The following is a 26202-nucleotide window of genomic DNA, read 5'->3' on the forward strand; positions in this document are numbered from 1 at the left end:
CGTACGACTACTGCGCGGCCCATAGCACCGCGAACCCCGCCTCGATGATCGGCAATGGCGGCGTCAGTGTGTCCGGAGTTGGCCCGGCTGTGCCGCAGACGTTGTGCCCTGCACGCTGACGTGGTGGTCGGTGCCCTCCCAGCCGCTCTCGAAGCGGCGGGTGAACTGCACCGAGCCGCGGCCGGTCAGCGCGTCCCGTCCCAGGCGCACCAGCCACACCCCGAAGGATCCCGGCGCGGCCTCGACGTCCTGCACGTCCTGCCAGCCGTCCCAGCCCACGTGCAGCGTGAATGGCACAGGGCTTTCGACGGTCAGGGCGCGGCCCGCCGGGAGGACGGTGAAGGGCGTCTCGTTGCGCCAGCGCCACTCGGCGGCCGGGCGCGGCGTGGCGTAGCGTTCCTCCACGCTGGCGAGCAGCTCTGCCGGGCGGCCACTGTGCCGCGCGATCAGCAGTTTCAGGAACTCCGCGTGCGCCCACACGAGCGGCATGGCGCTCCCCGACGGCCGGCCGGGTTGCAGGCCCCACTCCGGCAGGGCCGGGCCGTTCCAGACCTGCTCGGGCAGCAGACCGCCCGGACTCGCGCAGCGCGCGATGACCTCCAGGTACGGCAGGGGGTCCTCGCCAGCCTGCAGGGCGAGGTGGCCGCGCTCGCCGCTCAGCAGCGGCCACAGGCGGCCCCGGCCGCTGCCGTCGTAGGGCCGGCCGTCGTCGTACTCACCGTAGCCGTCGCCGTTGTAGCGGTGGTAGAGGGGGCCGCTGGGCGTGTCCTCGCGAAGCAGGTGGTCCACCACGCGCACGGTGTCGCGCACGCGCTCGTCGGTGGCGGCGCGCAGGCCCAGGCGCGGCAGGTACGAGAAATCCAGGCTGACCAGCGCAGACGCTGGCACCGTTTCTCCCATGCGGTTGCGCAGCAGCACCTGCCCGGTCACGCCGCCCTCCTGCTGCGGCGGGGCGAGACGCACGTAGTAGCCGGACACCCCCAGCTCCTGCGCCAGCGGCGTGCCGGTCACGTAGCACCAGCTGTCCAGCCGCTCGTTCCACTCGTCCGCGAGGCGCAGGGCGTCGTCGCGCTCCTCGCCGGTCAGCCACGTGGCCCCCGCCACCAGCGCGGCCACGGCCACCGCCACCGTGAAGGGATTCACGCCGGGGTTCTCCTCCCAGCGGTCCTGGTCGCTGGTGGGCCCGGTGCGGGCCACGAAGCCCAGCGCGCGGCGCACCATGTCGGTGGTGCCGCTCACCTCGGCGCTGCCCAGTTCACGCAGTTTCGCGGCCAGCAGTACGGGGAAGGCCGTCTCGTCCAGTTGCAGGCCGGTCCAGTACGGATCGCCGCTGGGGTAGTTGTTCTGCGGCCAGTGCCCGTCCGCCTGCTGTGTGGCGATGAAGCGCGCCAGGATGCGCCGCGCGTCCTCGATCTGGTCCGCGGCGATCAGGGCGAAGGCCGCGAGGGTCGCGTCGCGCGGCCACACCAGGTGGTAGCCGCCCAGCGCATCCGTGTGGTTGCCCCATGGGGTGCTGAGGCTGGCGACGACGGCGCCCGGATACGTGCGGTCCTCGTGCATGCGCAGCACCGCCGCGCTGAACTGCGCCAGGTGGCCCAGCGTGGCGTCCGGCGCGGGAATACGCAGCGGTTGCGCCCACGTGCTCCACGCCTGCACGCACGCCGTGCGGGCCGCGTCGGGCCCCTCGGCCAGGCTGGAGCGCGCCAGCGTCCACGCGCCGCGCGCGGTGTTGGAAAAGCCCAGCGCGACCGTGCCGTGCGCCGCGCCCAGTTCCGCGCTGAGGGCCACGTTGCCCGGCCCGGCCCGGGTGTACGCCCACGTGAGTTCGCCGTGCGCGTGCAGGTCCTGCCAGCCGTCCGAGGTGCCCACCACCCCGGCCGACGCGTGCGTGAACGGCACGTCCGCCGCGACGCACAGCACGTGCCGGTGCTGGTGGGCGAACAGCGCGCCGTCCACCCACGCCACGTTCTCGGGCGTACTGGCGTCCAGGTGCGGCGACACGATCATCACCACGCGGTACGGCCCGCGCAGCGCGTAGCGCAGCAGCAGCGCGTCGCGCAGCGGGTCCGGGATCACCTCCAGGCTCAGCTCGTAATCCGGTCCATCGAAGCCCGGCGACGGGCGGTGGACCACGGTCGGCAGCGGCAGGTGCGGCGCGGGGGTGCTCAGTTCGTAGTGTCGTTCGCGGCGCAGGTCCACCCAGCGGCCCCCCTCGCCCACCAGGTACAGGCCCAGGTCGCGCAGCTGCGGCTGCCCGGTGGACGGCCAGTACACCTCGTTCAGCATGCCGTGGCCCAGCGTGGCCCACACGCGCGCCGGCCCCAGGCTGGTCGTCACGGAGTCCTTGTCGCTGCTGCTCCACGTGGGCGGCAGGCCCGCTCCGCCGGGCGCCGCGTGCTCGTCCCCGACGAGCGTGAAGGTGGGCATCATCAGCGGCCCTCCGGCACGTGCGGGCGGGCGTTCACGTCGTCGTCCCACAGGCGGAACCCGCCGGGAAAGGCGTTCGCGTTGTCGCCCAGACGCACGCCGGGCGGCAGGTCGTGCATCAGGGGCGCGTTGCCGCCGCCCAGCACCACCTCGTCGGGTTCCAGCGCGGCGCGCAGCAGTTCCACAACTTCCAGCACGTACCCCCGCCATTTCTTCTTACCGTGCTTCTTCAGGCCGCGCAGACCCACGTAGTCCTCGTAGGTGTGCTTGCGGTATGGCAGGTGCGCCAGTTCCATGGGCTCCAGAATGCCGTCCACGATCATGGCGCTGCCCAGCCCGGTGCCCAGGCCCAGGAACAGCAGGCGCCCGCCCCGGTACGACCCCAGCGCCTGCATGGCCGCGTCGTTCACCAGCTTGACGGGGTGGCGCAGCGCGGCGGCGTACCCGAAGCCCACCCAGCCGGGCGCGAGGTTGTGCGGCTCCAGCACCGGCTTGCCGTGCAGCACCGGCCCGGGATACCCGAGGCTGATCACGTCGAAGGTCCAGTCGCCCGTCTGCGCCAGGAGCTGCGCGCACATGGCCGCCGGGGTGAGGTCCGGGCCGGAATCGAAGCGGCGCACCTCGGGACCGGTGTTCACGCGGAACTTCACGTGCGTGCCGCCGATGTCCACGCTCAGGATGGCCAGGGCAGGGGAGGCCGGGCGCTTGCGGGACGACCGCGCACGCGTTGTGGGCGGCTCGGCTCCTGCCGCCGCGCGGCGGGGACGCGGCCCGCTCATTCGCCCACCCCGCCCGCCAGCGCCTGCGTGACGCGCGGCGCAGGGTTCGCGGCGCTGCCGTGCGCCGCCGGAGTGGCCGGGTCCGGCGGCGGGCCGCCCCCGTCCGGCACGGGATTGATCCACGGGCCATCCGCGCCGAGCAGGGCGTCGGCCGCCGCTGGACCCCACGTGCCCGGCGCGTACGGCAGGGGCGGCGTGGGCGTCAGGACCGCGTCCACGATCCGCCACGCTTCCTCCACCTCGTCCTCCCGCGCGAACAGCGTGGCGTCGCCGGCCAGCGCGTCGCCCAGCAGGCGCTCGTACGGCGCCATGCCGTCCCACGCCTGCTGGTGCAGCACGAGCTGCGCGGCCTCGCCGCTCAGGCCCGCGCCGGGGCGCTTGGTGTTCACGTCCAGCGTGACCTGCACGCCCGGCGTGAGTTGCAGGTGCAGCGCGTTGGCGGCCGGCGCCGGTCCGAACGGCGTGAGCGGCGGCGCGCGAAACGTTACGGTCACGGCCGTGCATGTCACCGGCAGCTCCTTGCCCACCCGGACGTCCACCGGCACGCCCGCCCAGCGCCAGGAGTCGACGTGGAAGCGCGCCGCGGCGTAGGTCTCGACGGTCGAGCCCGGCGCCACCCCCGGCTCGGCGTGGTAGTCGGTCATCTGGCCGCGCACCACGTCCTGCGGCGTGAGGCTGCGCACGGATTTCAGGAGCTGCGCCGCGCTGTCGCGGATCGCCTCCTGGCCCGGGTGCGACGGCGCCTCCATCATCAGCAGCGCCACCACCTGAAGCATGTGGTTCTGCACCACGTCGCGGATCGCGCCGGTCTCCTCGTAGAAGTGCCCGCGGCCCGCCACGCCGAAGGCCTCGGCCATGGTGATCTGGATGCCCTGCACGTGCTCGCGGTTCAGGAGCGGTTCGAACAGCCGGTTGGCAAAGCGCAGATACAGCATGTTCTGCACCGCCTCCTTGCCCAGATAGTGGTCGATGCGGTACACACTGCTCTCCGGGAACACCTGGTGGATGGTCTCGTTCAGCGCGCGTGCGCTCGCCAGATCGTGACCGAAGGGCTTCTCCACCACGATCCGCGCGCCCTGCGCGCAGCCGCTCGCGGCGAGGTGCTGCGTGACCGTCCCGAACAGGCTGGGCGGAATCGCCAGGTAGTGCATGGGGTGCTCTGCCGCACCCAGCTCGGCGCGCAGCCGCGTGAAGGTCTCTGGGTCCGCGTAATCGCCGTCGATGTAGCGCAGCAGGCCGCTCAGGGTGGCGAACGCGGCCTCGTCCACCCCGCCGTGCGAGGCGAGGCTGTCGCGCGCGCGGGCCCGGAGGTCGTCCAGCGTCCACCCGCTTTTCGCCACGCCGATCACGGGCACGGTCAGCGTGCCGCGCCGCACCAGACCCTGCAATGCGGGAAAGATCTGCTTGTACGCCAGATCGCCGGTTGCTCCGAAGAACACCAGCGCGTCCGCCCGGGGCGCCGTCACCATGCGCGCAGGCTAGGCCCCGCACCACACCGTTCACGTGAAACGCCTCCAGCCGTCCCTTGAAGCGCGGCCGGTGGAGCGTGCCATGACACTGCGGCTCCGGCGTTCCCGCCACGTTCCACAGGCGGACCTGGAACGGGGGAGGGCACGCCGGAGCCGGCACAGTGGCCGTGTTCAGTTCAGGGGACGGGTACCGGCGGGCAGCGTGCCGCCCGCGACGATCTCAGCGGCCGCGTCCTGAAGCGCGGTCAGGGCGACGCGCTGCGTGAACGGGCCGGTCGACAGGCGGGACACGCCCAGCGCCTGCAACTCGCGGGCCGGCAGGCTGGCGCCGGGCACGCTGATCAGGGTCAGTTTCCGCGGGCCGAAGGCGTCGCTGACCTCCTGGATCTCGTCGCGCGCCACCAGGCCCGGCACGAACACGACGGGCGCGCCCGCGTCCAGGAACGCGCGGCCACGCGTGATGACCTCCTCGATCACGCTGGAGCGCGGCGCCTGTGGATCAGCGCGCAGCGCCGCGTCCGTGCGGGCGTTCAGCACGAAGTCCACGCCGGCGGCGCGCCCCGCGTCCATGACGGCCTGCACCGCGGCCACCGCTTCTCCGAGGGGCCGCATGCCGTCTTCCAGGTTGCCGCCCACCACGCCGATCTCGATGGCGCGGCGCGCGGTGTCGCCCGGGTGGCCGTAGCCGGACTCCATGTCCATCGACACCGGGAGGCTCACGGCCTGAACGATGCGGCGGACCATGTCGAGGTGCAGGTCCAGTGGAATGCGCTCGCCGTCGGGGTAGCCGAAGGTCGAGGCGATGGAGTGGCTGGCCGTGGCGAGCGCGTGCACGCCGGGGGTGGCGGCGACGACCTGGGCGGACACGACGTCCCAGACGTTGGGCAGCACCAGGATCTCCGGCTGGGTGTGAAGGTCGAGGAGCTGGCGGGCGCGGTCGGCGGTGGGGTGGGACATCACGGACTCCGGGGGGTGGGGGCGCGCAGGGCCGCGAGGGCACGCTGGGTGAGGTGCTCGAAGCGCTGGGGAGAGCGGGCGGCGCGGGCCAGAAGCATCGCGCCCTCGATGGTGGCGAGGAGGCCCACGGCGGTGTCGGCGGGCGAATCCGGGCACTGCACTTCCCCGAGCCGCTGCCCCTCGTCAAGGGTGCGGGTCAACCAGTCCTCGCTGAGCGCGAAGAACGCGCCGACCTCGTGCTGGACGGCAGACGGCAGCACGCAGTCCTCCGCGACGAGCTGGGCGCACAGGCAGATGCGGCCGTCATCGCGGACGACGTCCTGATACGCCGTGAGGTACTGCAACAGGCGCTGGTAGGGAGACGGCTCGGCGGCGCTCAGGTGGGCGAGCAGGGCCTCGGTCCGGGCACGGTAGCGCTGCACCAGCGCGGTGCCCAGGTCGGTCTTGCTGGGGAAGTGGTGGTGGATGCTGGCGTTGCGGATGCCCAGGGCGGTGCTGATGTCGCGGTACGCGACGGAGGAGAAGCCGCGCTGCTGGACGAGGTGCTGCGCCACGTCCAGGATGCGGTCGCGGGTGGTGAGGTGACCGGTCACGCCGCGCATTGTCTACCTACATGTAGGTAGATGTCAACCGGCCTGTTGATGTGGAGGGTCGTCGGGTCCTGCCGGGCGAATGGCGGTGTGACCGTCCAGACGGTGAACGCCGTGCCAGACCGCGTTCATGCAGCTCGCCGGTCATGCCCCTGTCAGTCGCGGCGACGATACTCGCGGCATGGAGGGACTGGAGATAATCCTGGTCGCTGCCGGGCACCACGCCCTGCATGCGGCTGGACTGGACGCCCTCCGGCTGGCGGAAGAGCTGCCGTGGTGGGTGTGGCCTGCCGCGATCTCGGCCGTGATGGCGCGGGTGGTGGGTCACGTGGCGTCCCGGGCGCCCGTGCCGGTAGCGGGTCCTTCTCGGGGCCGGCACCGCGCCCGCCCCACCCGGCGCCTCTCACACCGCTCCCGGTCCCGTCGCAGGTGAGCGTCGCCGCCACGTCAAAGGCTTTTACCGCACCTCACGCACAATGACGACGCGCCCGGCGTTGCAGCCGGGCGCGTGATAGACCGGGCACGCTGTGCGCGCCCGCGTGTCCTTATTCGGTGAGCTTGCGCCCGGCCTGCTCCTTGTCCTCAAGGATCTTGCCGAGAATGAAGAAGGTCGGCGCCCAGTGGCCGACGAACAGGCCGTCGCGCTCGTTGTCGGAGGTGTCGCCCTTGAAGTACTGGCTGGCGCTGAGAAGGATGGAACCGAAGCCGAGAAGGTAGAACACGTTGTGGATTTTCATGGCGACTCCTGTGCAGCGCTCCACGAGAGGTGGAGGAGCGGTGCGGCCATCACACGTCGGATCGCGCGGCGCGACGGTACGCGCGCCCACCCTATGAAGTGCGGGTCAACGTTGTCGGCGCGGTATGAACGGTGCCAGTGCAGTAGCGTTCAGAGAGGTACACGGTTTTACCCACGGCTCCTGACCGGCTTTCCTGTCTCGAGGCCCACAGAGGACACCCATGATGAAGCTGCCACCGGAAGAACCCGCCTTCGGACCGTGGACCGCCGTGGCCGTGGACGCCCTGCTGGCGTCGTGGCAGCCGACGTTCCCGGACGACCGGCCCGCCGTGATCGCGGTCGATGGGCGCAGCGCGGGCGGCAAATCAACCCTGGCAGACGTGCTGTGGCGGGCGGTTCCCGGCGCCGCCGTGGTCCACACGGACGACCTCGCGTGGCACCACGCCTTCTTCGACTGGGCTGACCTGGCCCGCGACGGCGTGCTTGTTCCCGTCCATGCCGGTCAGGCCGTGCACTACCGCCCGCCCGCGTGGTCTAACCGTGGCCGCGAGGGCGCCATCGTCGTGCCGGCCGGATGTCCGCTGGTCATCCTGGAGGGCGTGGGCGCAGCCCGCCGGGACCTGATGCCGTGGATCGACGTCGTGGTGTGGGTACAGTCGGACGTCGAGAAGGCCAGAACGCGCGGCCTGCTGCGGGACGGTGGCACTGCGGAGGCGGCCGCCTTCTGGGATGAGTGGATGGCCGAGGAGCAGCCCTTCGTTGCGCGGGAACGGCCGTGGGACCGGGCGGCCGTGATCGTCTCGGGTATGCCGGACCTCGACCACGACCCGGTCACGCAGGTCGTGGTGGCCGCCCGGCGCTGACCCGCGGCAGCCGCCAGGTCCGCCGTTACTGGTGGCCCACCACGGGGTGCGGCACGTACGGTTCCTCCAGATACGCGACCTCGTCCGCTGTCAACGTCACCGACAGAGCGCCGACGGCATCGTCCAGGTGGCTGATCTTCGTCGCCCCGATGATCGGCGCGGTCACCGGCGACTTCTGGAGCAGCCACGCCAGGGCGATGTGCACCCGCGGCACGTCGCGCCTCCGGGCCAGGTCTGCCACACGCTCCACCACCTGCTGATCGGTGTCGGCCGTCGCGTCGTACTTGCTGCGGGCGATCTGGTCGGTCTCGGAGCGCAGCGTGCGGTCCGCCGACCACTCGCGCGTGAGTCGGCCGGACGCCAGCGGGCTGTACGGGATGACGCCGATGCCCTCCGCACGGCACAGCGGCAGCATCTCGCGCTCCTCCTCGCGGTACAGCAGGTTCAGGTGATCCTGCATCGACACGAACCGTGTCCAGCCGCGCCGCTCGGCCACATGCAGCGCCCGCTGAAACTGCCACGCCCACATGGCCGACGCCCCGATGTACCGCGCCTTCCCGGCCCGCACCACATCGTGCAGGGCCTCCATGGTCTCCTCGATGGGCGTGAGCGGGTCCCAGCGGTGGATCTGGTACAGGTCGACGTACTCGGTGCCCAGCCGCGCGAGGCTGTGGTCGATCTCGCTGAGGATCGCCTTGCGCGACAGCCCGCCGCCGTTGGGACCGTCGCGCATGGTGCCGTGGACCTTCGTGGCGATCACGACCTCGTCCCGCCGGGCGTAGTCGCGCAGCGCGCGTCCCACGATCTCCTCGCTGCGGCCGAGGGAATACACGTTGGCAGTGTCGAAGAAGGTGACGCCCAGTTCGAGGGCGTGGCGGATGACCGGGCGGCTGCGCTCCTCGTCGAGCACCCACTTGTGAATCCAGCGTTCGGGGTCCCCGAAGCCCATGCATCCCAGGCAGATCCGCGAGACGTCCAGGCCGGTGGTGCCGAGCTTCGTGTACTCCATGTGACCGTCCTCCTGGCCGTGCTCGTGGATGTCGGTGCGGCGGGTCGTCGCCACGGCCCAGCTCGGTCCATTCTGGGCCCTGCGGCCGCAGCCGTGTGGTCCGGTCGTCGGTCCAGGCCCAGACCTCTGGGCCGTCGGAGCTGACAGGTCGCGGTTTTCGGGCACACTGCGCGTGTGGCACGCTGCAAGAGCGATTCCGAGACGCTGTGGCACGAGCGGCTGCGAACTCCCCACGCGCTGCGCGAGCGGCTGGGCAGCGACACCGACGGGCGGGTCGCGGTGCTCTCGGCCTACGTGGAGTGGCGCGACGGTGCGTACGCGGAGGCGCTGGCCGCCCTGGGCCGCGCCGCGGCCACGCTGGTGCCCTTCCACCCCCGCTGGCTGGCGCGGATGCTGAACCTCAGGGGCGTGGTGATGCTGCACACCGGCCAGCCGGCCGCGGCCCTGGCGTATTTCCAGCAGCAGCTCCACCTCGCCCAGTGGGCGGCCGATCCCGAGATGGAGGGCCTGGCCCACAACGACATCGGCGTGCTGCTGGTCTGGGACGACCCGCAGCGCGCCGCCGAACGCTACCGCGCGGCGTACGACGTCTTCCGGGCGGCGGGGCCGGACCACGGCGCCCACCTCGGCCTGAGCGCCTTCAACCTCAGTGTGGCGTACCGCGAACAGGGTGACGCGGTGCAGAGCGAGGCGCTGCTGCTCCACGCCGAGGACCTCGTGCGGCGGGCGCGGGCGTGGCCGTACTGGGTGGGGATCGTCAGCCAGCGGGCGCTGCGGCTGGCCGAGAGCGGCCGGACTGCCGAGGCCCTGGCGTCCTTCACGGCGGCGCTGGAGCAGCACCCGGATCTGCCATTGGAGAGCGCCCGGTACCTGCGGTTCTTCCACGCCAAGGTGCTGGTCATGGCAGGCGACCCGGCGGGCGCGCTGGCCATCCTGGACGACCTGCACGTCTGGCTGATCACCCGCCGCGACATGCTGGACGACGTCCTGGACGTGCGGGCCCACGCGCACGCAGCGCTGGGAGACCTGGCCGCCGCGTACGCCACCATGCGCGAGCTGCTGGACACCGTCCAGGCCCGGCACCGGCTGGAGCGGGAGGTGCAGCTCAAGGCGCTGGAGACCGTGCACCGCACCGAGGAGGCCCGGCGCTCCGCGCAGCGCCTGCGGGACCAGACCGAGGTGCTCCGGAGCCTGCACGACGAACTCCACCACCTCAGCCTGACCGACGAGCTGACCGGACTGCGCAATCGCCGGCATTTCCTGCAGTGGTGTGCGCGGCGCCTGGCAGAGCAGTTGCCACTGGCGCTGGCCTTCGTGGACGTCGATCACTTCAAGGTGGTGAACGACCGGGCCGGGCACGCCGCCGGCGACCGTGTGATGCGCGAGGTCGCGGCGCTCCTGCACACGCTGGAGAACGACGGCTGCGTGGTGGCGCGCCTGGGCGGGGACGAGTTCGTGGTGGCCAGCGTCGCCGGGTCGCCCGACGACCTCGCCGCCCGTCTGGAGGTGATCCGGCAGCGCTGCGAGCAGCGGGCGTGGGCCGAGTGGCTGCCGGGCATCCCGGTCACCCTGAGTGTGGGCGTGGCGATGGCGCACGCGGACGTGTCCACCTCGCTGCGCCGGGCCGACGAGGCAATGTACGAGGCCAAACAGGCGGGCCGCAACCGCGTCGTCGTCCTCCCGGCCCCCTGACTCCGGGGCGGTGCTCAGCGCTGGGCAACGACGGGCAGCGTGAAGCCGAACAGCGCCCCCGTGCCGCCTCCGCTGTGGGCCCAGACCCGCCCGCCGTGCCGCTCGACCATCCGCCGCACGTTCGCGAGCCCCAGGCCCGTCCCGGCAAACGAGTCCGGCGAATGCAGCCGCGCGAAGGGCACGAACAGCTTGTGGGCGTAGTCCGGGTCGAAGCCCACGCCGTTGTCCCGGACGGTCACCGCCACCTCGTCCGCCGACGTCGCCGCCTCGACGGTGATCACGGCCGGCGTGCATTCCCGGGTGTACTTCACGGCGTTCCCGAGCAGGTTCTGCAACACCAGGGTCAGCAGGCTCGCGTCGCCCAGCACGGTCGGCAGCGGCCGCACCACCCACTCGATCACCCGCCCGGGGTGGTCCGCGCTCAGTTCCGCCGTGATCGTGTGCGTCAGGGCGTCCAGGTCCACAGCCACCACGCTCAGGGGCTGCTGGCCGCTGGTGGAGAGCATCAGCAGGCCGTCCACGGTATCGCTCAGGCGACGGGCTGCCGTCTCGATCTGAGTCAGCGCGCTGCGGCTGCGCTCGTCCTCGACCGGCAGGCGCCGCGCGAGCAGTTCCGCGAAGGACGCGATGTGGCGGATCGGGGTGCGCAGGTCGTGCGACGCGGAGTGCGCGAAGGCCTGCAGGTCGCGGTTGGCGGCCACCAGGGCCTCGGTGCGCTGCTGCACGCGCTCCTCGAGGTGCGCATTCAGGGCGTCCAGACTGCGGTGCAGCCGGGCATTCTCGACGGCCTTGCCGGCCCGGCCGGCCACCTGCAGCGCGAAGGCCAGGTCGTCCTCGGTGTACGCCCGGTCGAGGCTGGAGCGCGCCATGCCCAGCACGCCCACGACGTGGCCCGCCGCCTTCATGGGCACGGTCAGGACGGTGCGCAGCTGGAGCCGCCGGACGTCGTCGCGGTAACCGTTCTCGGTGGGCAGCTGGTCGTAGGCCTCGTCGGGAATGGTGGGCACCAGCTCCGGCTCGCCCGTCAGGTACACGCGGCCGATCCCGGAGTCCGGCGTGGTGTGGGTGGGGTAGCGCCGCGTGAAGTCCAGCAGGAATTCCACCATGGCCGGGTCCTGGTGCATGACCGTGACCGGTTCGAGGGGGCCGCCCTCGACCGGCAGGTAGATCACGCACCAGTCGGCGAGCCGCGGCACGGTCAGGCGCGCGACGCTCGCAAGCGTGCGGTCGAGGTCCAGCGACGTACTGAGGACGCCGCTGACGTCTGCCAGGAACGTCAGGCGGTCATTGAGCTGCTCGGACGCGGCCAGCGCCGCGCTGCGCTGGAGCGCCTGGGCGCAGCCGCCCGCCAGAGACGTCAGGAACGTCCGGTCTAGGTCGTCGAAGGTGCGCTCCTGCGAGAACGTCAGCGCCAGCGTGCCCAGAATGTCGTCCCGCACCGTCAGCGGCAACGACACGAGGCTGCCGGTCACGCCCGACAGCACCGTCCCGAGACACGGGTACGCCCGGACGGCGTCCTCGACCGTCTCCAGGAACACCGGGCGGCGGTGCAGGAACGCGTCGGTCGTGGGGGTGTGGCGCGACAGCGGCAGGCGCTGCCAGCCGTCGAGCCGCCGCTCGTCGTAGCCGGTGCTGCCGCGGATCTCCAGGCTGAGTCCGTCCTCGGCGGGCAGGAAGACCGAGCCGGCGTCGGCGCCGAGTTCGCGGATGGCTTCCTGCACCACGACGTCGATCACACCCTCGGGCGTGGTGGCGCTGCCCAGCGCGTCGGTAACCCGTCCCCAGGTATGCACGAAGGCGGCGGCCCGAGACTCCGCGCGGTGCCCGTCCGTCTCGGCACCGGTCGAATCGTTGGACGAGGTGACAGCCATTCCCGCAGCATAGCGGGGGTGAGGTGGGTTGGAGCCGCGCCAGGCCACTGTTGAGCTTGTGGTCAGCCCATGCGGAGGTACCTTGACACGGGGTCAGGACGCACGCCGCTGGAAGCCTCCGCACGCGGGTACAGTGGCCCATGACCACACCCTCCCTGCCCGCCGGGGCCGGATCGCCCATCCTCGATCTGGCCGGCGTGACCCTGGAAGTCAACCACCTGGCCCGCGGCATCCGGTTCTACACGCAGGTGATTGGCCTGAGCCTGCAACACCACGACCCGGACCGGCACGTCGCCACCCTCCGCGTGAACACTGAGCAGACGCTCACGCTGTGGCAGCCCACCACCCGGCAGGCCAACGACCCCGCGCTGGCGCCGCTGCGGGCCCGGGGTGCCAGCCACCTGCACATGGCCTTTCAGATCCAGCCGGACGACATGCGCCGTGCCCAGTCGCTGCTGGACGCCCACGGGCTGCCGTGGCAGGAGATCGACCTGGGCACCCCGGAGGTGCCGGACGTCACCACGTACTTCTTCGATCCCTTCGGGCACGGCCTGGAGCTGCGCGGCGTGAACACCACCGATCCGCGCCAGCCCGCGTTTCCGCCGCCTACGCAGCCGCTGACGCCCGGCCCCCACAGCCTGCCGGTGCTGGGCCTGCGGGAGGTCGCGCTGATCTTCGGGGATTACGACGACATGAAGGCGCGGCTGCCGCGGGCCTACGGCTTCGCGCTGGCCAAGGAGCAGGGCGACCGGAACTTCGCCCAGTTCACGCTCGGCCCGCACGCGCAGGCGGACGGCAACGGCACGCCGGTGCGCTGGCTGTACGCGTGGGACCCGCAGGTGGGTCTGGCCGACATGCTGGGCGGCGACCACGCGCTGGTGCAGTTCTACGCCCACGTGGACGACGTCGAGCGGCGGGTGAGCGCCGAGGGGCTGAGCCGGGTCACGGCGCCCGGACGGCTCGCGGTGCGTGACCCGGACGGCCACGTCTTCGAGTTCCTGACCCCGCCCCGCTCCGCCGTGGGCTAGCCAAGGCCGAGTGCTCCGCGCACCCGGCGGGGCGTCCCGAGCAATGGTGCCCACATCCAGCATGGGAGGAGTGGCACGGGCCTGCTATCTTGAGGACGATGCCGCAACGGCCCTTCCATCTGCTGCTGGTCGATGACGAGGTTGCAGACGCCGAACTGTTCGAAGAGGTCTTCCGCGAGGATTTCCCCGAGGTGGTGATCACCCGTGCCCTGAACGGCCAGGAAGCGCTCGACCACCTGGCGCGCAGCGCGGTCGATCCGGCCGTGCCGCGGCCGCAGCTGATCGTGCTGGACCTGAACATGCCCGTCATGAACGGGCACGATTTCTTGCAGCGGGCCAAGGCGCACGACGGGTACCGCAGCATTCCCGTGCTGGTCCTCTCGACGTCCGCGGGGGTCCGGGACGTGCAGCGGTCGTACCATAATTTTGCCAGCGGGTACGCCGTGAAGCCCGCGTCGTACGCCGATCTGAAGGCGCTGATCCAGCGGGTCAGCGATTACTGGCGCGGCGCGGTGGTGCTGCCGCGCATCGATCAGCTCATGGAGTGACGCGGCGTCGCGGTGGCCGGGACCGCGGCGGGCAGCGTGAACTTGACGCTGGTGCCGCCCCGGTCGCTGTCCGTGATCCAGATGTGCCCGCCGTGCCGCTCGATGATCTTGCGGCACACCGCGAGGCCGATGCCGTTGCCGCTGGTGGGCGTGCGGTTGTGCAGGCGGCGGAACATCTCGAAGACCTTCTCGCGGTGTTCCTCGGCGATCCCGATCCCCGCGTCGGCCACCTCGACCGTCACCGTGCCCGCCGACGCGTGGCCCGTGACGGTCACGTCGAGGTCGCGGCCCTCGCTGAACTTCAGGGCGTTGCCGAGCAGGTTGGCCAGCACCTGACGCATCTGCGCCACGTTGGCCCGCACCGGCGGCACGTCGTTCCAGCGCACTGGCGAGGTGTCCGGCCAGTTCAGCGAGTCGAGCAGGTCCGGGAGCAGGGCGCCCAGGTCGACCGCTTCCACCGCCACGTCGGCCGTGATGTCGGCCATGGTCAGGACGTCCTGTACCAGCCGCCGGGCCCGGCCCGCCTGCGCGATGATGTGCATCAGGTAGCGGTCGGCGCGCTCGTCGAGCTGCTGGCCGCGGTAGCGCTCGAGCAGGATGTCCGCGTGCAGGCTCAGGGTCCGCAGCGGTTCCTGCAGGTCGTGCGAGGCCACCGCGGCGAACTGGCTGAGTTCGCGGTTGCTGATCTCCAGCTCGCGGTTCTGCGCTTCCAGAGCTCGCTGGCTGGTCTCGAGTTCCACGGTGCGCTGGTGCACGCGGGCCTCCAGCGTGCGGTTGAGGTCGCGCGCCTCCAGTTCCGCGAGCTTGCGCCGCGTGATGTTCTCGTGAGCGACCAGGGCGTAGGTCTCGCGGTCCTGCACGAAGCTCGTCACGCGCGCCACGAAGTACCGCTGCTCGGTCGGGGCGTGGCAGGGGTACTCCCACTCGAAGGTGTCCACCTTGCCGTCGAGCACCGAGCGGATGCCGCGCTCGATGGCGAGGGCGTCCTCGCGGTCCGGGCCCTGCACCAGCCGGCACACCGTCAGGTAGTTGGTGCCGAGTTCGCTGTGGCCGCCGTTGCTGTGTGCGAACGCGTCCCACGCGCGGTTGACGGCCAGCACGATGCCGTTCACGTCCAGAATCGCCACGTGGGCCGACAGGGCATCGAACGCAGCGATCGCGTAGCGTCCGGGGGACGTGCTCCTGTGCGGCATGATGTCAGCCTAACAGCCGTCAGGGTGGCGCGGCGGTAAGCTTTGACCCCCACCGCGCCGGAGCGGCCGGCCGGGCCACCCGGGGCCGCTGCCGTCCGGACGGGCGGGACTTATACTCCGCTCTCAATGGCCGACCGTCTGCGCGTCATGGTGATCGACGACAACGAACACGCCCTGGAACTCGCCCGGCTCGCGTTCGAGGAGCACGGAGACGCGGTCAATGTCACCACCTTCGACAGCGGCGAGTCGGCCCTGGACGCGCTGCACGACCGGCGGCGGCCACGGCCGCATGTCATCGTGCTGGACATCAACATGCCGGGGACATCGGGCTTCGACGTGCTCGCCCAGCTCTAGGCCGACCACGAATTGCAGCACCTCCCGGTCGTGATCCTGACGACGTCGCATAACCCGGCGGACCGGGCGCGGGCCTACGCGCTGCGGGCGAGCGCGGTGATGCAGAAGGTGCCCAGCCTGGACGATTTCGAGGCGCAGATCTCGGCGCTCGTCCGCTTCTGGCAGGCGTGCTGGTGGACCGAGGAGCCCCCGCAGGACTGAGGCGCGCTGCGTCACGGGTGGCCTGTGACCGCAGCGATCCCTTCAACATGAAGACATCTGGAGGGCGTCTTCATGTTGCCGGGATCATCGCGGCCGGCGCGCCCTGCTACAACATGCGAACTTCATGTCCAGCGCCCGAACCACTCCTCCCCACCTGTTGCTGCTGGTCGATGACAGTCCGCTGGACCAGGAACTGCTGTGCGAGGCCTTCCAGGTCATCGCGCCGACCTTCGAACTCGAGCTGATCGACGACAGCCGGACCGTGCTGTGTCGCCTGGCTGATCCGGCAGCGCGGCGCCCCGCCGGCGTGCTGATGGACATCAACATGCCCGCCGTCTCGGGTCTGGAACTCCTGCAGGCCATGCGGGGCGACAGCGCGTGGCCGGACGTGCCGGTGGTCATGCTCACCATGTCCGCCTCTCCGAAGGACCGGCACGAGGCGCAGCAGGCAGGCGCCCGCGCTTATTTCCAGAAGCCGCACGACTTCGAGGGCACCGTGTGTCTGGTGCAGGACGTCCTCACCACCCTGGACCTTGCCGCCGAGGTGATCGGACGCCGCCGGGAGGAGACCGGGCACGGCGGCTGGACCGCCACGGGCTGACGGTGGTCCAGCCCGACCGGCCACACGTCCTAAGAATGTCCCAAGGCGCTCGCCGAAGCTGACCAAGGATTCAGTCAGCGATATGACAGCCGGCGCTCTGGAGCGCTCCTACCGTGGCCCCATGAGTGGACTTCCCCGACAGGTGATCCTGCTGGCCGCCACCGTCCTGACCCTGGTGATGAATTACCTGAGCACCGCCCTGCCGCTGTTCGGGAATTCCAACAAGGAGATCAGCGACGCGCTGCCGAACGCCTTCACGCCCGCCGGCCTGACGTTTGCCGTGTGGGGACCGATCTTCCTGGGGCTGGCGGCCTTCGCGGTGTACCAGGCCCTGCCCGCCCAGCGCGGTCCGCGCCTCGACCGGGTGTTCTGGCCGTTCCTGCTGGGCAACGTGTTGAACGTGGCGTGGCTCCTGGCGTTCCAGAGCCTGCACTATGGCCTGAGCGTGGTGATCATGCTGGGGCTGCTGGCCAGCCTGATCTGGCTGTACCGCACGGTGCGTGCCCTGCCTCCGCAGGGCGCCGAGGTCTGGACGCTGCAGGTGCCGACCAGCCTGTATCTGGCGTGGATCAGCGTGGCGACCATGGCGAACATCACCGCGGCCCTGGTGAGTGCGGGCGTGACCGCCGGCGCGCTGGGCCTGGCGCCGGCGACGTGGTCGGCCGTGTTGGTCGTGGTGGCCGCGGCGCTGGGCAGCGTGTTCCTGGCGCGGTTCCGGGATTACGCGTTTGCGCTGGTGCTGCTGTGGGCCTTCCTGGGCGTGTACCTCGCCCGGCCGGAGGTGGCGCTGGTGACGGCCGGCGTGGCGCTCGCCGCGGCGCTGCTGGTGGTCATGGGCCTCGTGGCGGCCCGCGCCCGCCGACCCCTGCTGTAACGGCCGCTCGCCCTACCCCACGACCGCCCGGCCACGGACCGCCCCCGATCCGCCCGGGCGGTCACCCGTCGTCGAGGGGAGCGAGCGTCACGCGCAGCAGGTGAGGCTGCCCGGCCGGCTGAGCGCGCGCCCGGTAGCGCTGGTGAAGGTTGTGCAGTTCGCGTTGCAGGGCCTTGGCGTCGGCGGGGGCGAGGCGCAGCGTGGTGGCGTTGTCCCAGATCGCGGGGTGCCCCTCGTCCAGCAGCGGCGCCAGCAGGCCGCGGCCGGACTTCGGCTGCGTGAGGTCCGGTGGGAACGGCAGCAGCACGTGGCTGTGCAGGCCGTCCTCGTCGCCGTAGGTGTACAGGCCGAACCAGCGGGGATCGTCTGCCAGCGCGCTCCACGCCTGCGTCAGCGCCGCGAGGACCGAGCGCCGCGCGTGGTCGAGCGACGTCTCGTACAGGGCCGCGACAGACGGCGCGTCCGTCGCCGCGAACGGCACGAAGTAGCCCCTGGAGGTCGCGCGGTAGTACCGCACGGCGCGGCCTGCCCTCGCCTCGGTGCGCGTGACTTCCAGCACGCCCAGACGCATGAACTGCCGCACGCGGTACAGCATCGCGTTGGTGGACACGCCCACCTCGCGCGCCACGTCGGACACGCGGCGCTCGCGCCAGATGAACGGCTCGAAGAACTGCCGCAGGTAGCCGTCGGCCAGCACCCGCGCGGCCTCCGGGGTCTCCAGCCGCTGCCACGGGCTAGGTGAATCGCGGCGTGTCATGTTCACCAGGGTAGCGGGCACGCTGCGGGGCATGGAGACCCCGTGTTCCGGCTGCTGAGCGAGCGTTCTTTCCTGGCCCTGTGGACCGGGCAGGTGGTGTCGCAGGTGGGCGACCGCGCCCTGAGCCTGGCGCTGGGGTACTTCGCGTACCGTGTGACGGGATCCGTGACCGCCACGGCCCTGCTGGCGCTGGCGTCGTACCTGCCGGGGCTGCTGTTCGGGTCGTTCGCGGGCGTGCTGGCCGACCGCTGGCCGCGCCGGCGGGTGCTGCTCGTGAGCCAGGTCCTGCAGGGCGGCGTGATGCTGCTCCTGCTGCTCGCCGAGCGGCCCGGGTGGCTGTGGGTGGCCTACGCCGTGACGTTTGCCGAGCTGACCCTCAGCCTCGTCGCGCTGCCCGCCGGCGCGGCGCTCCTGCCGGGCCTCGTCGGGGAGCAGCGGCTGGGCCGGGCGAACGCCACGCTCGCGGTCGGCAGCACCGTCGCCCGCCTGCTGGGGCCGCCGCTGGGCGGCGTGCTGGCCGCGTGGGGCGGCGTGCGCGGCGTCGTCGTGTTCGACGCGCTCACCTTCCTCGTGGCCGCGGCGTGCTTCGCCCGGCTGCCGGAGGTGCCTGCGCCCCGGCTGGCCCCGGCTCCGGACGCGCCGGCCACGCTGCTCGGCACGTGGTGGGACCTCGGCCGCGAGTGGCGGGAGGGCCTGAGCATCGTGCGGCGTGAGCGCGTGATCGTGGCGCTGGTGGTCGTGCTGGGCCTGACCAGCCTGGGCGGCACCCTGGTCGATCCGGCGTACATGCCGTGGATGCAGGCCGTGCTGCACGCGGACGCCGCCACCGTCGGGCTGCTCGGCACCTTGATGGGCCTCAGCACCCTGCTGGGCGGGGTGGTCGCCGGGTGGGCGGTCGACCGCGTGCCCCTGCGGCGACTGATCGTGGGCGGCACGCTGGCGGTGGGCGCCGTGATGCTCGCGCTGTATACCCGCACGACCGTGCCCACGGCCCTGGGTCTGATGGCGCTGCTGGGCGTGCCGATGGTCGTGGCGAACGTCGCGATCTCCACGCTGGTGCAGGCCGCGACCCCCGACGTGTACCGCGGCCGGGTGTACGGCGCCCTGGGCACCACGAACGCTCTGGTCGGCGTGCTGGCCACGGGGAGCGCGGCGGTCGCCGGGGCGGGCACCGGGCCGGTGCCGCTGCTCGTGCTCGCCGGGTCGATCACCGTGCTCGGCGGGGTGGCCGCCCTGGTGCTGCTGCCGGCCCGGCCGGCCCCACACCCCGAGGCGGCGTGACAGCACCGGAATCGGGGGCGACCCACAGCAGACAGACCGCGCCCCACCCTCGCAGGAGCACGGTCTGCCGCTCAGGTCGGTGGAGCGGCGCTCAGCCCACGTCCGTGATGATCGGCGAGCGGAAGCGGTCGTCCGGGGTGTACTGCCAGAACCGGCGGCCCAGCAGCGCGGCCCCGAACGCCAGCGCCCCCACCAGCAGCATGCGCAGGATGAACACGCCGTACTGCCCCTCGTACGCACCGAACATCGCGTACCGCAGGGCGCCGATCACGTCCGTCACCGGCACGAGGGTATGGATCGCCTGGAAGAACGGCGACGCGAGTTCCACCGGGTAGCTGCCGCCGGACGCGGCGAGTTGCACCACCAGCAGCACCAGGGCCAGCAGGCGCCCGGCGCCGCCCAGCAGCAGGTTGAGGGCCAGCACCAGCAGCATGAACGTCACGCTGCCCAGCACGGTGGTGAGCACCACCAGTCCGGGGTGCAGGAACCCGACGCCCAGCAGGTGCACGCCCACGATCACCACCAGGGCCTGCGCGATCACGTAGGCGGCGGGCACCGCCAGCTTGCGCAGCACGCGGGCGAGCTGCGACGTGCCCCGGCCGCTCTCCGGCAGCAGCAGGTATGGGAAGATGAAGGTGGTCAGCGTGCAGCCGACCCACAGCGCCAGCGCCATGAAGTACGGCGCGAACGCCGACCCGTTGTTCTGGACGGCGGCGGTGGTCTGCTCGACGACCACCACGCTGGCCGACAGGCCCTGCGGGTCGCCGCCGAGCTGGTCGATGGTGGCAGGCACCCTGTCGTACAGCTGCTTCAGGCCGTCCCGGAGCTGCGCCGCGCCGCCCTGGAGGGTGGTGGCGCCGTCCGAGATGCGCGCGGCCCCCGAGGCCAGCGACGTGATGCCGCCGCTGAGCTGCGCGGTACTGCTCGCCACCGTGGCGGCCCCGCCGCTCAGCTGTTCGAGGTCCGCCTGTGCCGGGAGCTGCCGGGTGATGCTCCCCAGGGCGTTCTTGAGCTTGACACTCCCCTGCACCAGCGTGGTCACGCCGCCCTGGAGGGCCTGCGCTCCCTGTGCCAGCTGCCGGGCACCGGTCGCCGCCTCGGCGGTCTTGCCGGCCAGCGCCGCGCTGCCCGTCTGGAGCTGGCGGGCACCGGTCTGGAGCTGCGCGGCGCCGGTGGCGAGCTGCTGGGCACCGGCCGCGGCCTGCTGCGCCCCCGTGGCCGCCTGCCCGGCCCGCTGCGAGAGGGTCGCGGCGCCGCTGTGCACCTGCTGCGCCCCGGCGTCGACCTGAGCGGCGCCCCGCGCGAGCTGCGCCGCGCCGCTCACGGCCGCCGCGCTGCCCTGGGCGGCCTCGCCCAGCTTGTCCGCGAGGGTCGCCGCGCCGGTCTGCAGGGTGGTCGCGCCCTCCTGAAGCTGTCCGGCTCCGTTTGCAAGCTCGGCCGCCCCGCTGACGGCCGCCGCACTGCCGGTGGCCGCCGTGCGGGCGTTCTCGGCCACGCGCCGGGCGCCCGCTTCGAGCTGGGGGCCGCCAGGAACGAGCTGACGGGTGCCGGCCGCGAGCTGCTGCGCGCCCTCAACCGCGGCGCCGGCTGCGCTGCTCACCTGTCCGGCGCCGGTCACCAGCTGCGCGGTGCCGGTGTGGAGCTGCGCCGCTCCCGTGGCAAGGTCCACCGTGCCCTGCCTGAGCGTGCCGGGCACCAGCGCCTGGCCCTTCACGGCGTCCGCGAGCCGCTGGCTGCCCTGCGCGAGCGCCGCGGCACCCGTGTTCACGTCGTTCGCGCCGCCCGCGAGCTGCTGCACGCCGGTCTGGAGGGCCGGCAGCTGCGCGGCGAGCTGCTGGGCGCCGGCGTCCGCCTGCGTGAGCCTGGTGGTCAGGCTGCTGGCCCCGTCCGCCACGGTGTCGGCCCCGGTGGCGAGCTGCTCCAGACCCGAGCGGAGGGCCGGCAACCGGGTCGCCAGCTGCTGGGCGCCGCCCTGCACCTGCCCGGCCCCCCCAGCCACGTCGGCGGCGCCGCTGCTGAGCTGCTGCGCGCCGCCCTGGAGTTGCCCCAGACCGGTCTGGATGGCCGGCAGCCGCTGCGCCAGCGCCTGCGCGCCGGTGTGCACCTGTCCGGCCCCTGTGGCCACGGCCGCGGCGCCGCCGCTGAGCTGCTGGGCGCCGGCCTTCAGCTGCCCGAGGCCGCTGGACAGCTTGGGCAGCGATGTGGCGAGTGCGTGGGTGCCGCTGGCCTCGCGGGCCATGCCGCCAGCGAGCGTGTCCGCTCCGGTGGCGACCTGTTGTGCCCCCACCTGGAGCTGCGCGAGCCCCCCGGCGAGCTGGGTGCTGCCCGTCGCCACCTGCGCCGCGCCGGTCTGAAGGGGGCGCAACTGCGTCTGCCCGGGTGCGGCCGCCTCGAGGTGCCGCAGGCCCGTCGAGAGCGCCGTGGTGCCGGTGGTCAGGCGGGTCACGCCCGTCGAGAGGGTCCGGGTGCCCTGGGTCAGCTGCTCGGCGCCCTGTCGCGCCGTCTGCGCGCCGCTGGCGAGCGTCTGGGCACCGCTGGCGAGGTCGCCCGCGCCGTCTGCCAGCCGCCCGGCCCCGGCCCCGAGGCGGCGGGTGGCGTCGCGGATGTCGGCGAACCCGGTCTGAACCTTGTCCAGGCTGGCCTGCACCACTTCCCAGCGGGTGCTGCCCAGCGTCTCGTTCAGCGTGGTGGCGATCTCCTTGGCGACGCTGCTGCCCACCCGGCTGGCGAAGTAACTGCTGCCTGGCGCGCTGTACAGGCGCAGCTGCCCGTGCTCGGCGCTGTCCCCGGCGACCGCCTTGCGGCTGAAGTCCTGGGGAATGGTGAGCGCAAAGTAGATGTCGCCGCGCCGGACGGCGGTCTGCGCGGCCTGCTCGCTGGGGTAGGGAATGAGCTTGACCGGCGGGTCGTTGTGCAGGGTGGTCACGAGGTCGTGGCCGAGGTGGTACGTCTTGCCCCGCGCGGTGGTGCCGGCATCCGCGTTCACGAGGGCGACGGGCAGGTCGGTGAGCTTCTGGTAGGGGTCCCACACGCTGGCGAGATAGATCGCCACGTAAATCACGGGAATGAACAGGATGGCGAAGGCCGATGCCCACATCAGCGGGTAGCGCCACAGCGAGCGTTCGCTGGGCGTGAGGGCGGCGTAGTCGGTGCGGAGCGTGCGGCGCCGGGGAGCGTCTTGTGGCATGGTCAGGCCTCGGGCAGGGAGGAGTCGGAGTGGTGACACTTTGTCATCTGGGCCAGTCTGCGCCAATCCTGACAGACTGTCAAGTGACAGAGTGTCGGCTCTGAGGCGCGTGACTGGTCGCCGTGCTGGTCTCCTGAACGCCGGTTCTGCGCTGACCCACCTGGGGTCATCCCGTCGTCACGGCCACGGTCGCGTCCGGACGGCCTGTCACACTGGCTCCATGCGGTTCCGGCATCACGCTCCAGATCCGCACCTGCGCGACGTGGTGCAGGGGTACTGGGAACTCGAGGACGTGCACCTGGCGTGGCCGGAGCAGAACTACACCCTGCCCGAACGCACCATGCGCCTGATGTTCTCCGCCGAGACGCTGATGCTCGGCCCGCACCCCGGCGCGCTGCGGCCCCTGCCGCCGGTCGCGCTCACCCCGTTCACCCGGCACCCCGAACGCACGGTGGGGCAGGGCAGGCTGCGCGTGCTGGTGGCCGAACTCTACCCGTGGGGCGCGCGGCAACTGCTGGCGTGGAGCCCGGACACGGCGCCGGAGGCCCTGGACGCAGCCCTCAGCGCCAGTGCGTGGGGACGCGAGGTGGTCGCGCTCGTGCGGCAGGGCGAGTGGACCGCGGCACGCGGCGCGCTGGAGGCTCATCTGCGGTCCGTGACGGCCCGGCAGGGCGAGCCGGGCGCAGGCGTGGTGGCAGCCCGCCGGATCTACGACTCCCTCGGTGCGGCGCGGGTGGCTGACCTGGCCGAGGAACTGAACGTCAGCCCGCGCACGCTGGAACGCCAGTTCGCGCAGCAGGTGGGAGTGAGCCCCAAGACGCTCGCGCGCGTGGTGCGCTTCGACGAGGCCAACACCCGGATTCGCACCGACCCATCGGTCCCCATGGCCGAGCTGACCTTCGACCTGGGGTTCTTCGACCAGGCGCACCTGATCAGGGAGTTCAGGGCGCTGTCCAGTCTGACGCCCGGCGCGTTCGCCGCTGTGGCCGCCCGCCGCCAGAACCGCGTGGACCTGGACCTGCTGCGCGTCGGCGGAGACCAGCAGCTGGACCTGGACCACCTTCCCGGCTTCGAGCCGGAGCCGACCTGATCCGCAGGGCCGGTGTCCGTGGTGAGTGCCTGACCACCGCCCGGCGATCAGATTGGCCCGGCCGCCCCCTTCGGCGCGGGAGCGGCGTTGATCGCGGTGGGGCCGGAACCCACCCCCCACTCCGGACGGTCGTTCCAAAATCCACCGTCCGCCACGCTGAAATCGCGGCTCCAGCACGCGCAAGCTCGACGTAGAGCGATTCGTCATTCTCATCTTGCAGCCGGCCAAGCGCGGATGAATGGGGCAGGAGGCGCCAGCCATGCCAAGCGAGACGCGAAACAGCATCGAGGACATCTGGGGCGACCGCACCCCGCACGCGGCCGGTCAGCCGTGGCCCGCGCGGGTGGACGAGCGCGTGACCCAGACGCCGGAGCGCTGGGTGCGCGGCACCTGTGTGCTGTGCTCCAACGGCTGCGGCCTGGACATCGGCGTGAAGGACGGCCGGATCGTGGGGGTGCGCGGCCTCGCCACGGACGTGACCAACCGGGGACGGCTCGGGCCGAAGGGCCTGCACGGCTGGGTCGCCAACAACAGCGAGGACCGCCTCACGACTCCCCTGATCCGGCGTGATGGGCAGCTCCAGGCCGCCACCTGGGACGAGGCGATGGACCTGATCGTTCAGCGATCGCGGGCGCTGGTGAAGGAGCACACCGCCGGGTCCATCGGCTTCTACACCTCCGGACAGCTGTTTCTGGAGGAGTACTACACCCTCGGCGTGATCGGCAAGGCGGGCCTGGGCACGCCGCACATGGACGGCAACACCCGCCTGTGCACCGCCACGGCCGCAGCCGCCCTCAAGGAATCCTTCGGGTCCGACGGCCAGCCCGGCAGCTACGAGGACCTCGACGTGACGGACTGCCTGCTGCACGTCGGGCACAACGTCGCGTCACAGCAGACGGTGCTGTGGATGCGGATCCTCGACCGCCTCGCCGCGCCGAATCCGCCCAGGGTGATCGTGATCGACCCGCGCCAGACCTTCACCGCTGAGCGGGCGACGGTGCACCTCGCGCCGAGGGTCGGAACGAATGTCGCCGTCCTGAACGGCCTGCTGCACCTGATCATCCGCGCGGGCCGGGTGGACACGGCCTTCGTGCAGGCGCACACCGTCGGCTTCGACGAGCTGAAGAGCACGGTCGAGACCTACACGCCCGAGTACGTCGAGGAGCTGTCGGGCGTGCCGGCCGCCGATCTGCGCGCGGCGGGCGAGATCCTGGCGAGCACCGAGACGCTGGTGTCCACCGTGTTGCAGGGCGTGTACCAGTCCATGCAGGCCACTGCGGCGGCCGTGCAGGTGAACAACCTGCACCTGATCCGCGGCCTGATCGGCAAGCCCGGCAGCGGCATCCTCCAGATGAACGGGCAGCCCACCGCGCAGAACACCCGCGAGACCGGCGCCGACGGCGACCTGCCGGGCTTCCGCAACTGGAGCAATCCCGAGCATATCCGGCAGCTCGCGCGGCTGTGGAACGTGCCCGTGAACGTGATTCCGCACTGGAGTCCGCCCACGCACGCCATGCAGATCTGGCGGTACTGCGAGCAGGGCAGTATCAAGATGCTGTGGATCCAGGCCACCAACCCGGCCGTGTCCATGCCGGACCTCGGGCGGGTCCGCCGCATCCTGGACAAGGACGACCTGTTCGTGATCGTGCAGGACGCGTTCCTGACCGAGACCGCCCGCCACGCCGACGTCGTGCTGCCCGCTGCCCTGTGGGGCGAGAAGACCGGCACCTTCACCAACGTCAGCCGCACCGTGCACATCTCCTGCAAGGCCGTGGAACCGCCGGGGCAGGCGCGCAGCGACCTCGACATCTTCCTCGACTACGCGCGCCGTATGGACTTCCGTGACGGGGACGGCCAGCCGCTGATCAAGTGGCACGACCCCGAGAGCACCTTCGAGGCGTGGAAGGCGTGCACGCGCGGGCGGCCCTGCGACTACACCGCTCTGACCTACGACAAGCTGCTGGCCGGCAGCGGCATTCCGTGGCCGGTCAACGAGCAGCACCCGGACGGTACCAAGCGCCTGTACGAGGACGGCGTGTTCCCGACGAGCGCGGACTACGCCGAGACCTACGGGCAGGACCTCGACACGGGCGCGGCGGTGAGCCCGGAGGAATACCGCGCCAACGATCCGCAGGGCAGGGCCGTGATCAAGGCCACGCACTACCGCGAGCCGCACGAGGTGCCCGACGAGGCCTACCCGCTGTGGCTCACGACGGGCCGGCAGGTGTACCACTTCCACACGCGCACGAAGACCGGGCGCTCGGAGGAGCTGAACCGCGCGGCGCCCGACGCCTTCGTGCAGCTGTCGGCCGAGGACGCGGCGGCGGCCGGGATCGAGGACGGCGAGTGGGTGCTGGTGGAATCCCGGCGCGGCGTGGTGATCGAACGCGCCCGCATCGGACACATCGTGCCGGGTCTGGTATTCATCCCGTGGCACTACGGCTCGTGGGACGACCCCAGCCGCCCGCGCGCCGCCAACGAACTCACCCTGTCCGAGTGGGACCCTGTTAGCAAGCAGCCGCACTTCAAGTACGCCGCTGTCCGGATCAGCCGGTACACCGCCACCCCGCCCCCGGGCCTGCTGGGCCGCGCGGTGGACGCCGTACAGCGGCTGGTGGGCAGCCCGGCCCCCGCCGCTCCTGCCCCGCAGCCACACACGCCGCGGCCCACGACGGGCCAGAGGGTGGACGGCTGA

General features: G+C 71.9%; 22 protein-coding genes. 11 read left to right on the top strand and 11 right to left on the bottom strand.

Annotated elements, in window-relative coordinates:
• Nucleotides 1–63: 63 nt before the first annotated feature.
• The 6 genes from HNQ07_RS09285 to HNQ07_RS09310 form a co-directional block, all read right to left on the bottom strand.
• Nucleotides 64–2430 (bottom strand): glycoside hydrolase family 15 protein, encoded by a 2367-nt coding sequence (locus tag HNQ07_RS09285; protein WP_221274902.1) that lies wholly within the window; start codon nucleotides 2428–2430, stop codon nucleotides 64–66.
• The gene (locus tag HNQ07_RS09290) at nucleotides 2430–3206 is read right to left on the bottom strand and encodes an ROK family protein (protein ID WP_229831935.1); all 777 of its coding nucleotides are present in this window, start codon (nucleotides 3204–3206) and stop codon (nucleotides 2430–2432) included. The genes HNQ07_RS09285 and HNQ07_RS09290 overlap by 1 nt, the downstream gene beginning before the upstream one ends.
• Complete coding sequence (zwf, locus tag HNQ07_RS09295; protein ID WP_221274903.1) at nucleotides 3203–4675, bottom strand: glucose-6-phosphate dehydrogenase; 1473 nt, start codon at nucleotides 4673–4675, stop codon at nucleotides 3203–3205. Before zwf ends, HNQ07_RS09290 begins: the two co-directional genes overlap by 4 nt.
• Before the next feature lie 171 nt (nucleotides 4676–4846).
• Nucleotides 4847–5632: an isocitrate lyase/PEP mutase family protein gene (locus HNQ07_RS09300; RefSeq protein ID WP_184111021.1), complete on the bottom strand. Its 786-nt coding sequence runs from the start codon at nucleotides 5630–5632 to the stop codon at nucleotides 4847–4849.
• The gene (locus tag HNQ07_RS09305; protein WP_229831934.1) at nucleotides 5632–6225 is read right to left on the bottom strand and encodes a TetR/AcrR family transcriptional regulator; all 594 of its coding nucleotides are present in this window, start codon (nucleotides 6223–6225) and stop codon (nucleotides 5632–5634) included. Before HNQ07_RS09305 ends, HNQ07_RS09300 begins: the two co-directional genes overlap by 1 nt.
• A gap of 542 nt (nucleotides 6226–6767) precedes the next feature.
• On the bottom strand, nucleotides 6768–6959 hold the full coding sequence (locus tag HNQ07_RS09310; RefSeq protein WP_184111025.1) for a hypothetical protein: 192 nt from the start codon (nucleotides 6957–6959) through the stop codon (nucleotides 6768–6770).
• Between the two features lie 220 nt (nucleotides 6960–7179).
• Between HNQ07_RS09310 and HNQ07_RS09315 the strand changes: the two genes are divergently transcribed.
• Nucleotides 7180–7821: a uridine kinase family protein gene (locus tag HNQ07_RS09315; protein ID WP_221274904.1), complete on the top strand. Its 642-nt coding sequence runs from the start codon at nucleotides 7180–7182 to the stop codon at nucleotides 7819–7821.
• Nucleotides 7822–7846: 25 nt separating this feature from the next.
• Here HNQ07_RS09315 and HNQ07_RS09320 read toward each other — a convergent pair whose 3' ends face one another.
• Entirely contained in the window at nucleotides 7847–8884 is a 1038-nt protein-coding gene (locus tag HNQ07_RS09320) for an aldo/keto reductase (RefSeq protein ID WP_308430872.1), read from the bottom strand.
• A gap of 120 nt (nucleotides 8885–9004) precedes the next feature.
• Between HNQ07_RS09320 and HNQ07_RS09325 the strand changes: the two genes are divergently transcribed.
• Entirely contained in the window at nucleotides 9005–10522 is a 1518-nt protein-coding gene (locus HNQ07_RS09325; protein ID WP_184111033.1) for a tetratricopeptide repeat-containing diguanylate cyclase, read from the top strand.
• Between the two features lie 14 nt (nucleotides 10523–10536).
• Here HNQ07_RS09325 and HNQ07_RS09330 read toward each other — a convergent pair whose 3' ends face one another.
• Nucleotides 10537–12393, bottom strand: a complete 1857-nt coding sequence (locus HNQ07_RS09330; protein WP_184111035.1) for a GAF domain-containing protein — start codon at nucleotides 12391–12393, stop codon at nucleotides 10537–10539.
• A 140-nt stretch (nucleotides 12394–12533) separates the two neighbouring features.
• Here HNQ07_RS09330 and HNQ07_RS09335 point away from each other — a divergent pair, with 140 nt between their 5' ends.
• Together HNQ07_RS09335 and HNQ07_RS09340 are read left to right on the top strand one after the other, a co-directional pair.
• Nucleotides 12534–13421, top strand: a complete 888-nt coding sequence (locus HNQ07_RS09335; protein WP_184111037.1) for a VOC family protein — start codon at nucleotides 12534–12536, stop codon at nucleotides 13419–13421.
• Nucleotides 13422–13519: 98 nt separating this feature from the next.
• A complete protein-coding gene (locus HNQ07_RS09340; RefSeq protein ID WP_184111039.1) occupies nucleotides 13520–13969 on the top strand; it encodes a response regulator in 450 nt (149 codons plus the stop codon).
• On the opposite strand, the gene HNQ07_RS09345 is transcribed toward HNQ07_RS09340, so the two are convergent.
• Nucleotides 13954–15162: a sensor histidine kinase gene (locus HNQ07_RS09345; RefSeq protein ID WP_184111042.1), complete on the bottom strand. Its 1209-nt coding sequence runs from the start codon at nucleotides 15160–15162 to the stop codon at nucleotides 13954–13956. The genes HNQ07_RS09340 and HNQ07_RS09345 overlap by 16 nt on opposite strands.
• Before the next feature lie 126 nt (nucleotides 15163–15288).
• On the opposite strand from HNQ07_RS09345, the gene HNQ07_RS09350 reads away from it, so the two are divergent.
• The 4 genes from HNQ07_RS09350 (at nucleotide 15289) to HNQ07_RS09365 (ending at nucleotide 17192) form a co-directional block, all read left to right on the top strand.
• The gene (locus HNQ07_RS09350) at nucleotides 15289–15516 is read left to right on the top strand and encodes a response regulator (protein ID WP_184111044.1); all 228 of its coding nucleotides are present in this window, start codon (nucleotides 15289–15291) and stop codon (nucleotides 15514–15516) included.
• A gap of 12 nt (nucleotides 15517–15528) precedes the next feature.
• Complete coding sequence (locus HNQ07_RS09355; protein ID WP_184111046.1) at nucleotides 15529–15717, top strand: response regulator; 189 nt, start codon at nucleotides 15529–15531, stop codon at nucleotides 15715–15717.
• A 124-nt stretch (nucleotides 15718–15841) separates the two neighbouring features.
• On the top strand, nucleotides 15842–16318 hold the full coding sequence (locus HNQ07_RS09360; protein WP_184111048.1) for a response regulator: 477 nt from the start codon (nucleotides 15842–15844) through the stop codon (nucleotides 16316–16318).
• 121 nt (nucleotides 16319–16439) lie between these two features.
• A complete protein-coding gene (locus HNQ07_RS09365; protein ID WP_184111050.1) occupies nucleotides 16440–17192 on the top strand; it encodes a TspO/MBR family protein in 753 nt (250 codons plus the stop codon).
• 61 nt (nucleotides 17193–17253) lie between these two features.
• Here the strand turns inward: HNQ07_RS09365 and HNQ07_RS09370 are convergent, their stop codons facing one another.
• Nucleotides 17254–17949, bottom strand: coding sequence for a helix-turn-helix domain-containing protein (locus tag HNQ07_RS09370; RefSeq protein ID WP_184111052.1), 696 nt, complete (start codon nucleotides 17947–17949; stop codon nucleotides 17254–17256).
• A 42-nt stretch (nucleotides 17950–17991) separates the two neighbouring features.
• Between HNQ07_RS09370 and HNQ07_RS09375 the strand changes: the two genes are divergently transcribed.
• Nucleotides 17992–19230 carry an MFS transporter gene (locus HNQ07_RS09375; RefSeq protein ID WP_184111054.1) on the top strand — a complete coding sequence of 413 codons (1239 nt, stop codon included), beginning with the start codon at nucleotides 17992–17994 and terminating at the stop codon, nucleotides 19228–19230.
• Between the two features lie 91 nt (nucleotides 19231–19321).
• Here the strand turns inward: HNQ07_RS09375 and HNQ07_RS09380 are convergent, their stop codons facing one another.
• On the bottom strand, nucleotides 19322–22417 hold the full coding sequence (locus HNQ07_RS09380; RefSeq protein WP_184111056.1) for a YhgE/Pip domain-containing protein: 3096 nt from the start codon (nucleotides 22415–22417) through the stop codon (nucleotides 19322–19324).
• Nucleotides 22418–22637: 220 nt separating this feature from the next.
• On the opposite strand from HNQ07_RS09380, the gene HNQ07_RS09385 reads away from it, so the two are divergent.
• Together HNQ07_RS09385 and HNQ07_RS09390 are read left to right on the top strand one after the other, a co-directional pair.
• Nucleotides 22638–23507 (top strand): AraC family transcriptional regulator, encoded by an 870-nt coding sequence (locus HNQ07_RS09385; RefSeq protein WP_184111058.1) that lies wholly within the window; start codon nucleotides 22638–22640, stop codon nucleotides 23505–23507.
• Between the two features lie 259 nt (nucleotides 23508–23766).
• A complete protein-coding gene (locus tag HNQ07_RS09390; RefSeq protein WP_184111060.1) occupies nucleotides 23767–26202 on the top strand; it encodes a molybdopterin oxidoreductase family protein in 2436 nt (811 codons plus the stop codon).

Origin of the sequence: Deinococcus metalli (assembly GCF_014201805.1) — a bacterium.
Lineage (GTDB): Bacteria > Deinococcota > Deinococci > Deinococcales > Deinococcaceae > Deinococcus > Deinococcus metalli.

Bases quoted from the DNA above. Each gene is read 5' to 3' on its own strand.
- HNQ07_RS09285 (WP_221274902.1), bottom strand. From the start codon at position 2,430: ATGATGCCCACCTTCACGCTCGTCGGGGACGAGCACGCGGCGCCCGGC.
- HNQ07_RS09290 (WP_229831935.1), bottom strand. From the start codon at position 3,206: ATGAGCGGGCCGCGTCCCCGCCGCGCGGCGGCAGGAGCCGAGCCGCCC.
- zwf (WP_221274903.1), bottom strand. From the start codon at position 4,675: ATGGTGACGGCGCCCCGGGCGGACGCGCTGGTGTTCTTCGGAGCAACC.
- HNQ07_RS09300 (WP_184111021.1), bottom strand. From the start codon at position 5,632: ATGTCCCACCCCACCGCCGACCGCGCCCGCCAGCTCCTCGACCTTCAC.
- HNQ07_RS09310 (WP_184111025.1), bottom strand. From the start codon at position 6,959: ATGAAAATCCACAACGTGTTCTACCTTCTCGGCTTCGGTTCCATCCTT.
- HNQ07_RS09315 (WP_221274904.1), top strand. From the start codon at position 7,180: ATGATGAAGCTGCCACCGGAAGAACCCGCCTTCGGACCGTGGACCGCC.
- HNQ07_RS09330 (WP_184111035.1), bottom strand. From the start codon at position 12,393: ATGGCTGTCACCTCGTCCAACGATTCGACCGGTGCCGAGACGGACGGG.
- HNQ07_RS09335 (WP_184111037.1), top strand. From the start codon at position 12,534: ATGACCACACCCTCCCTGCCCGCCGGGGCCGGATCGCCCATCCTCGAT.
- HNQ07_RS09340 (WP_184111039.1), top strand. From the start codon at position 13,520: ATGCCGCAACGGCCCTTCCATCTGCTGCTGGTCGATGACGAGGTTGCA.
- HNQ07_RS09345 (WP_184111042.1), bottom strand. From the start codon at position 15,162: ATGCCGCACAGGAGCACGTCCCCCGGACGCTACGCGATCGCTGCGTTC.
- HNQ07_RS09350 (WP_184111044.1), top strand. From the start codon at position 15,289: ATGGCCGACCGTCTGCGCGTCATGGTGATCGACGACAACGAACACGCC.
- HNQ07_RS09360 (WP_184111048.1), top strand. From the start codon at position 15,842: ATGTCCAGCGCCCGAACCACTCCTCCCCACCTGTTGCTGCTGGTCGAT.
- HNQ07_RS09365 (WP_184111050.1), top strand. From the start codon at position 16,440: ATGAGTGGACTTCCCCGACAGGTGATCCTGCTGGCCGCCACCGTCCTG.
- HNQ07_RS09370 (WP_184111052.1), bottom strand. From the start codon at position 17,949: ATGACACGCCGCGATTCACCTAGCCCGTGGCAGCGGCTGGAGACCCCG.
- HNQ07_RS09380 (WP_184111056.1), bottom strand. From the start codon at position 22,417: ATGCCACAAGACGCTCCCCGGCGCCGCACGCTCCGCACCGACTACGCC.
- HNQ07_RS09385 (WP_184111058.1), top strand. From the start codon at position 22,638: ATGCGGTTCCGGCATCACGCTCCAGATCCGCACCTGCGCGACGTGGTG.
- HNQ07_RS09390 (WP_184111060.1), top strand. From the start codon at position 23,767: ATGCCAAGCGAGACGCGAAACAGCATCGAGGACATCTGGGGCGACCGC.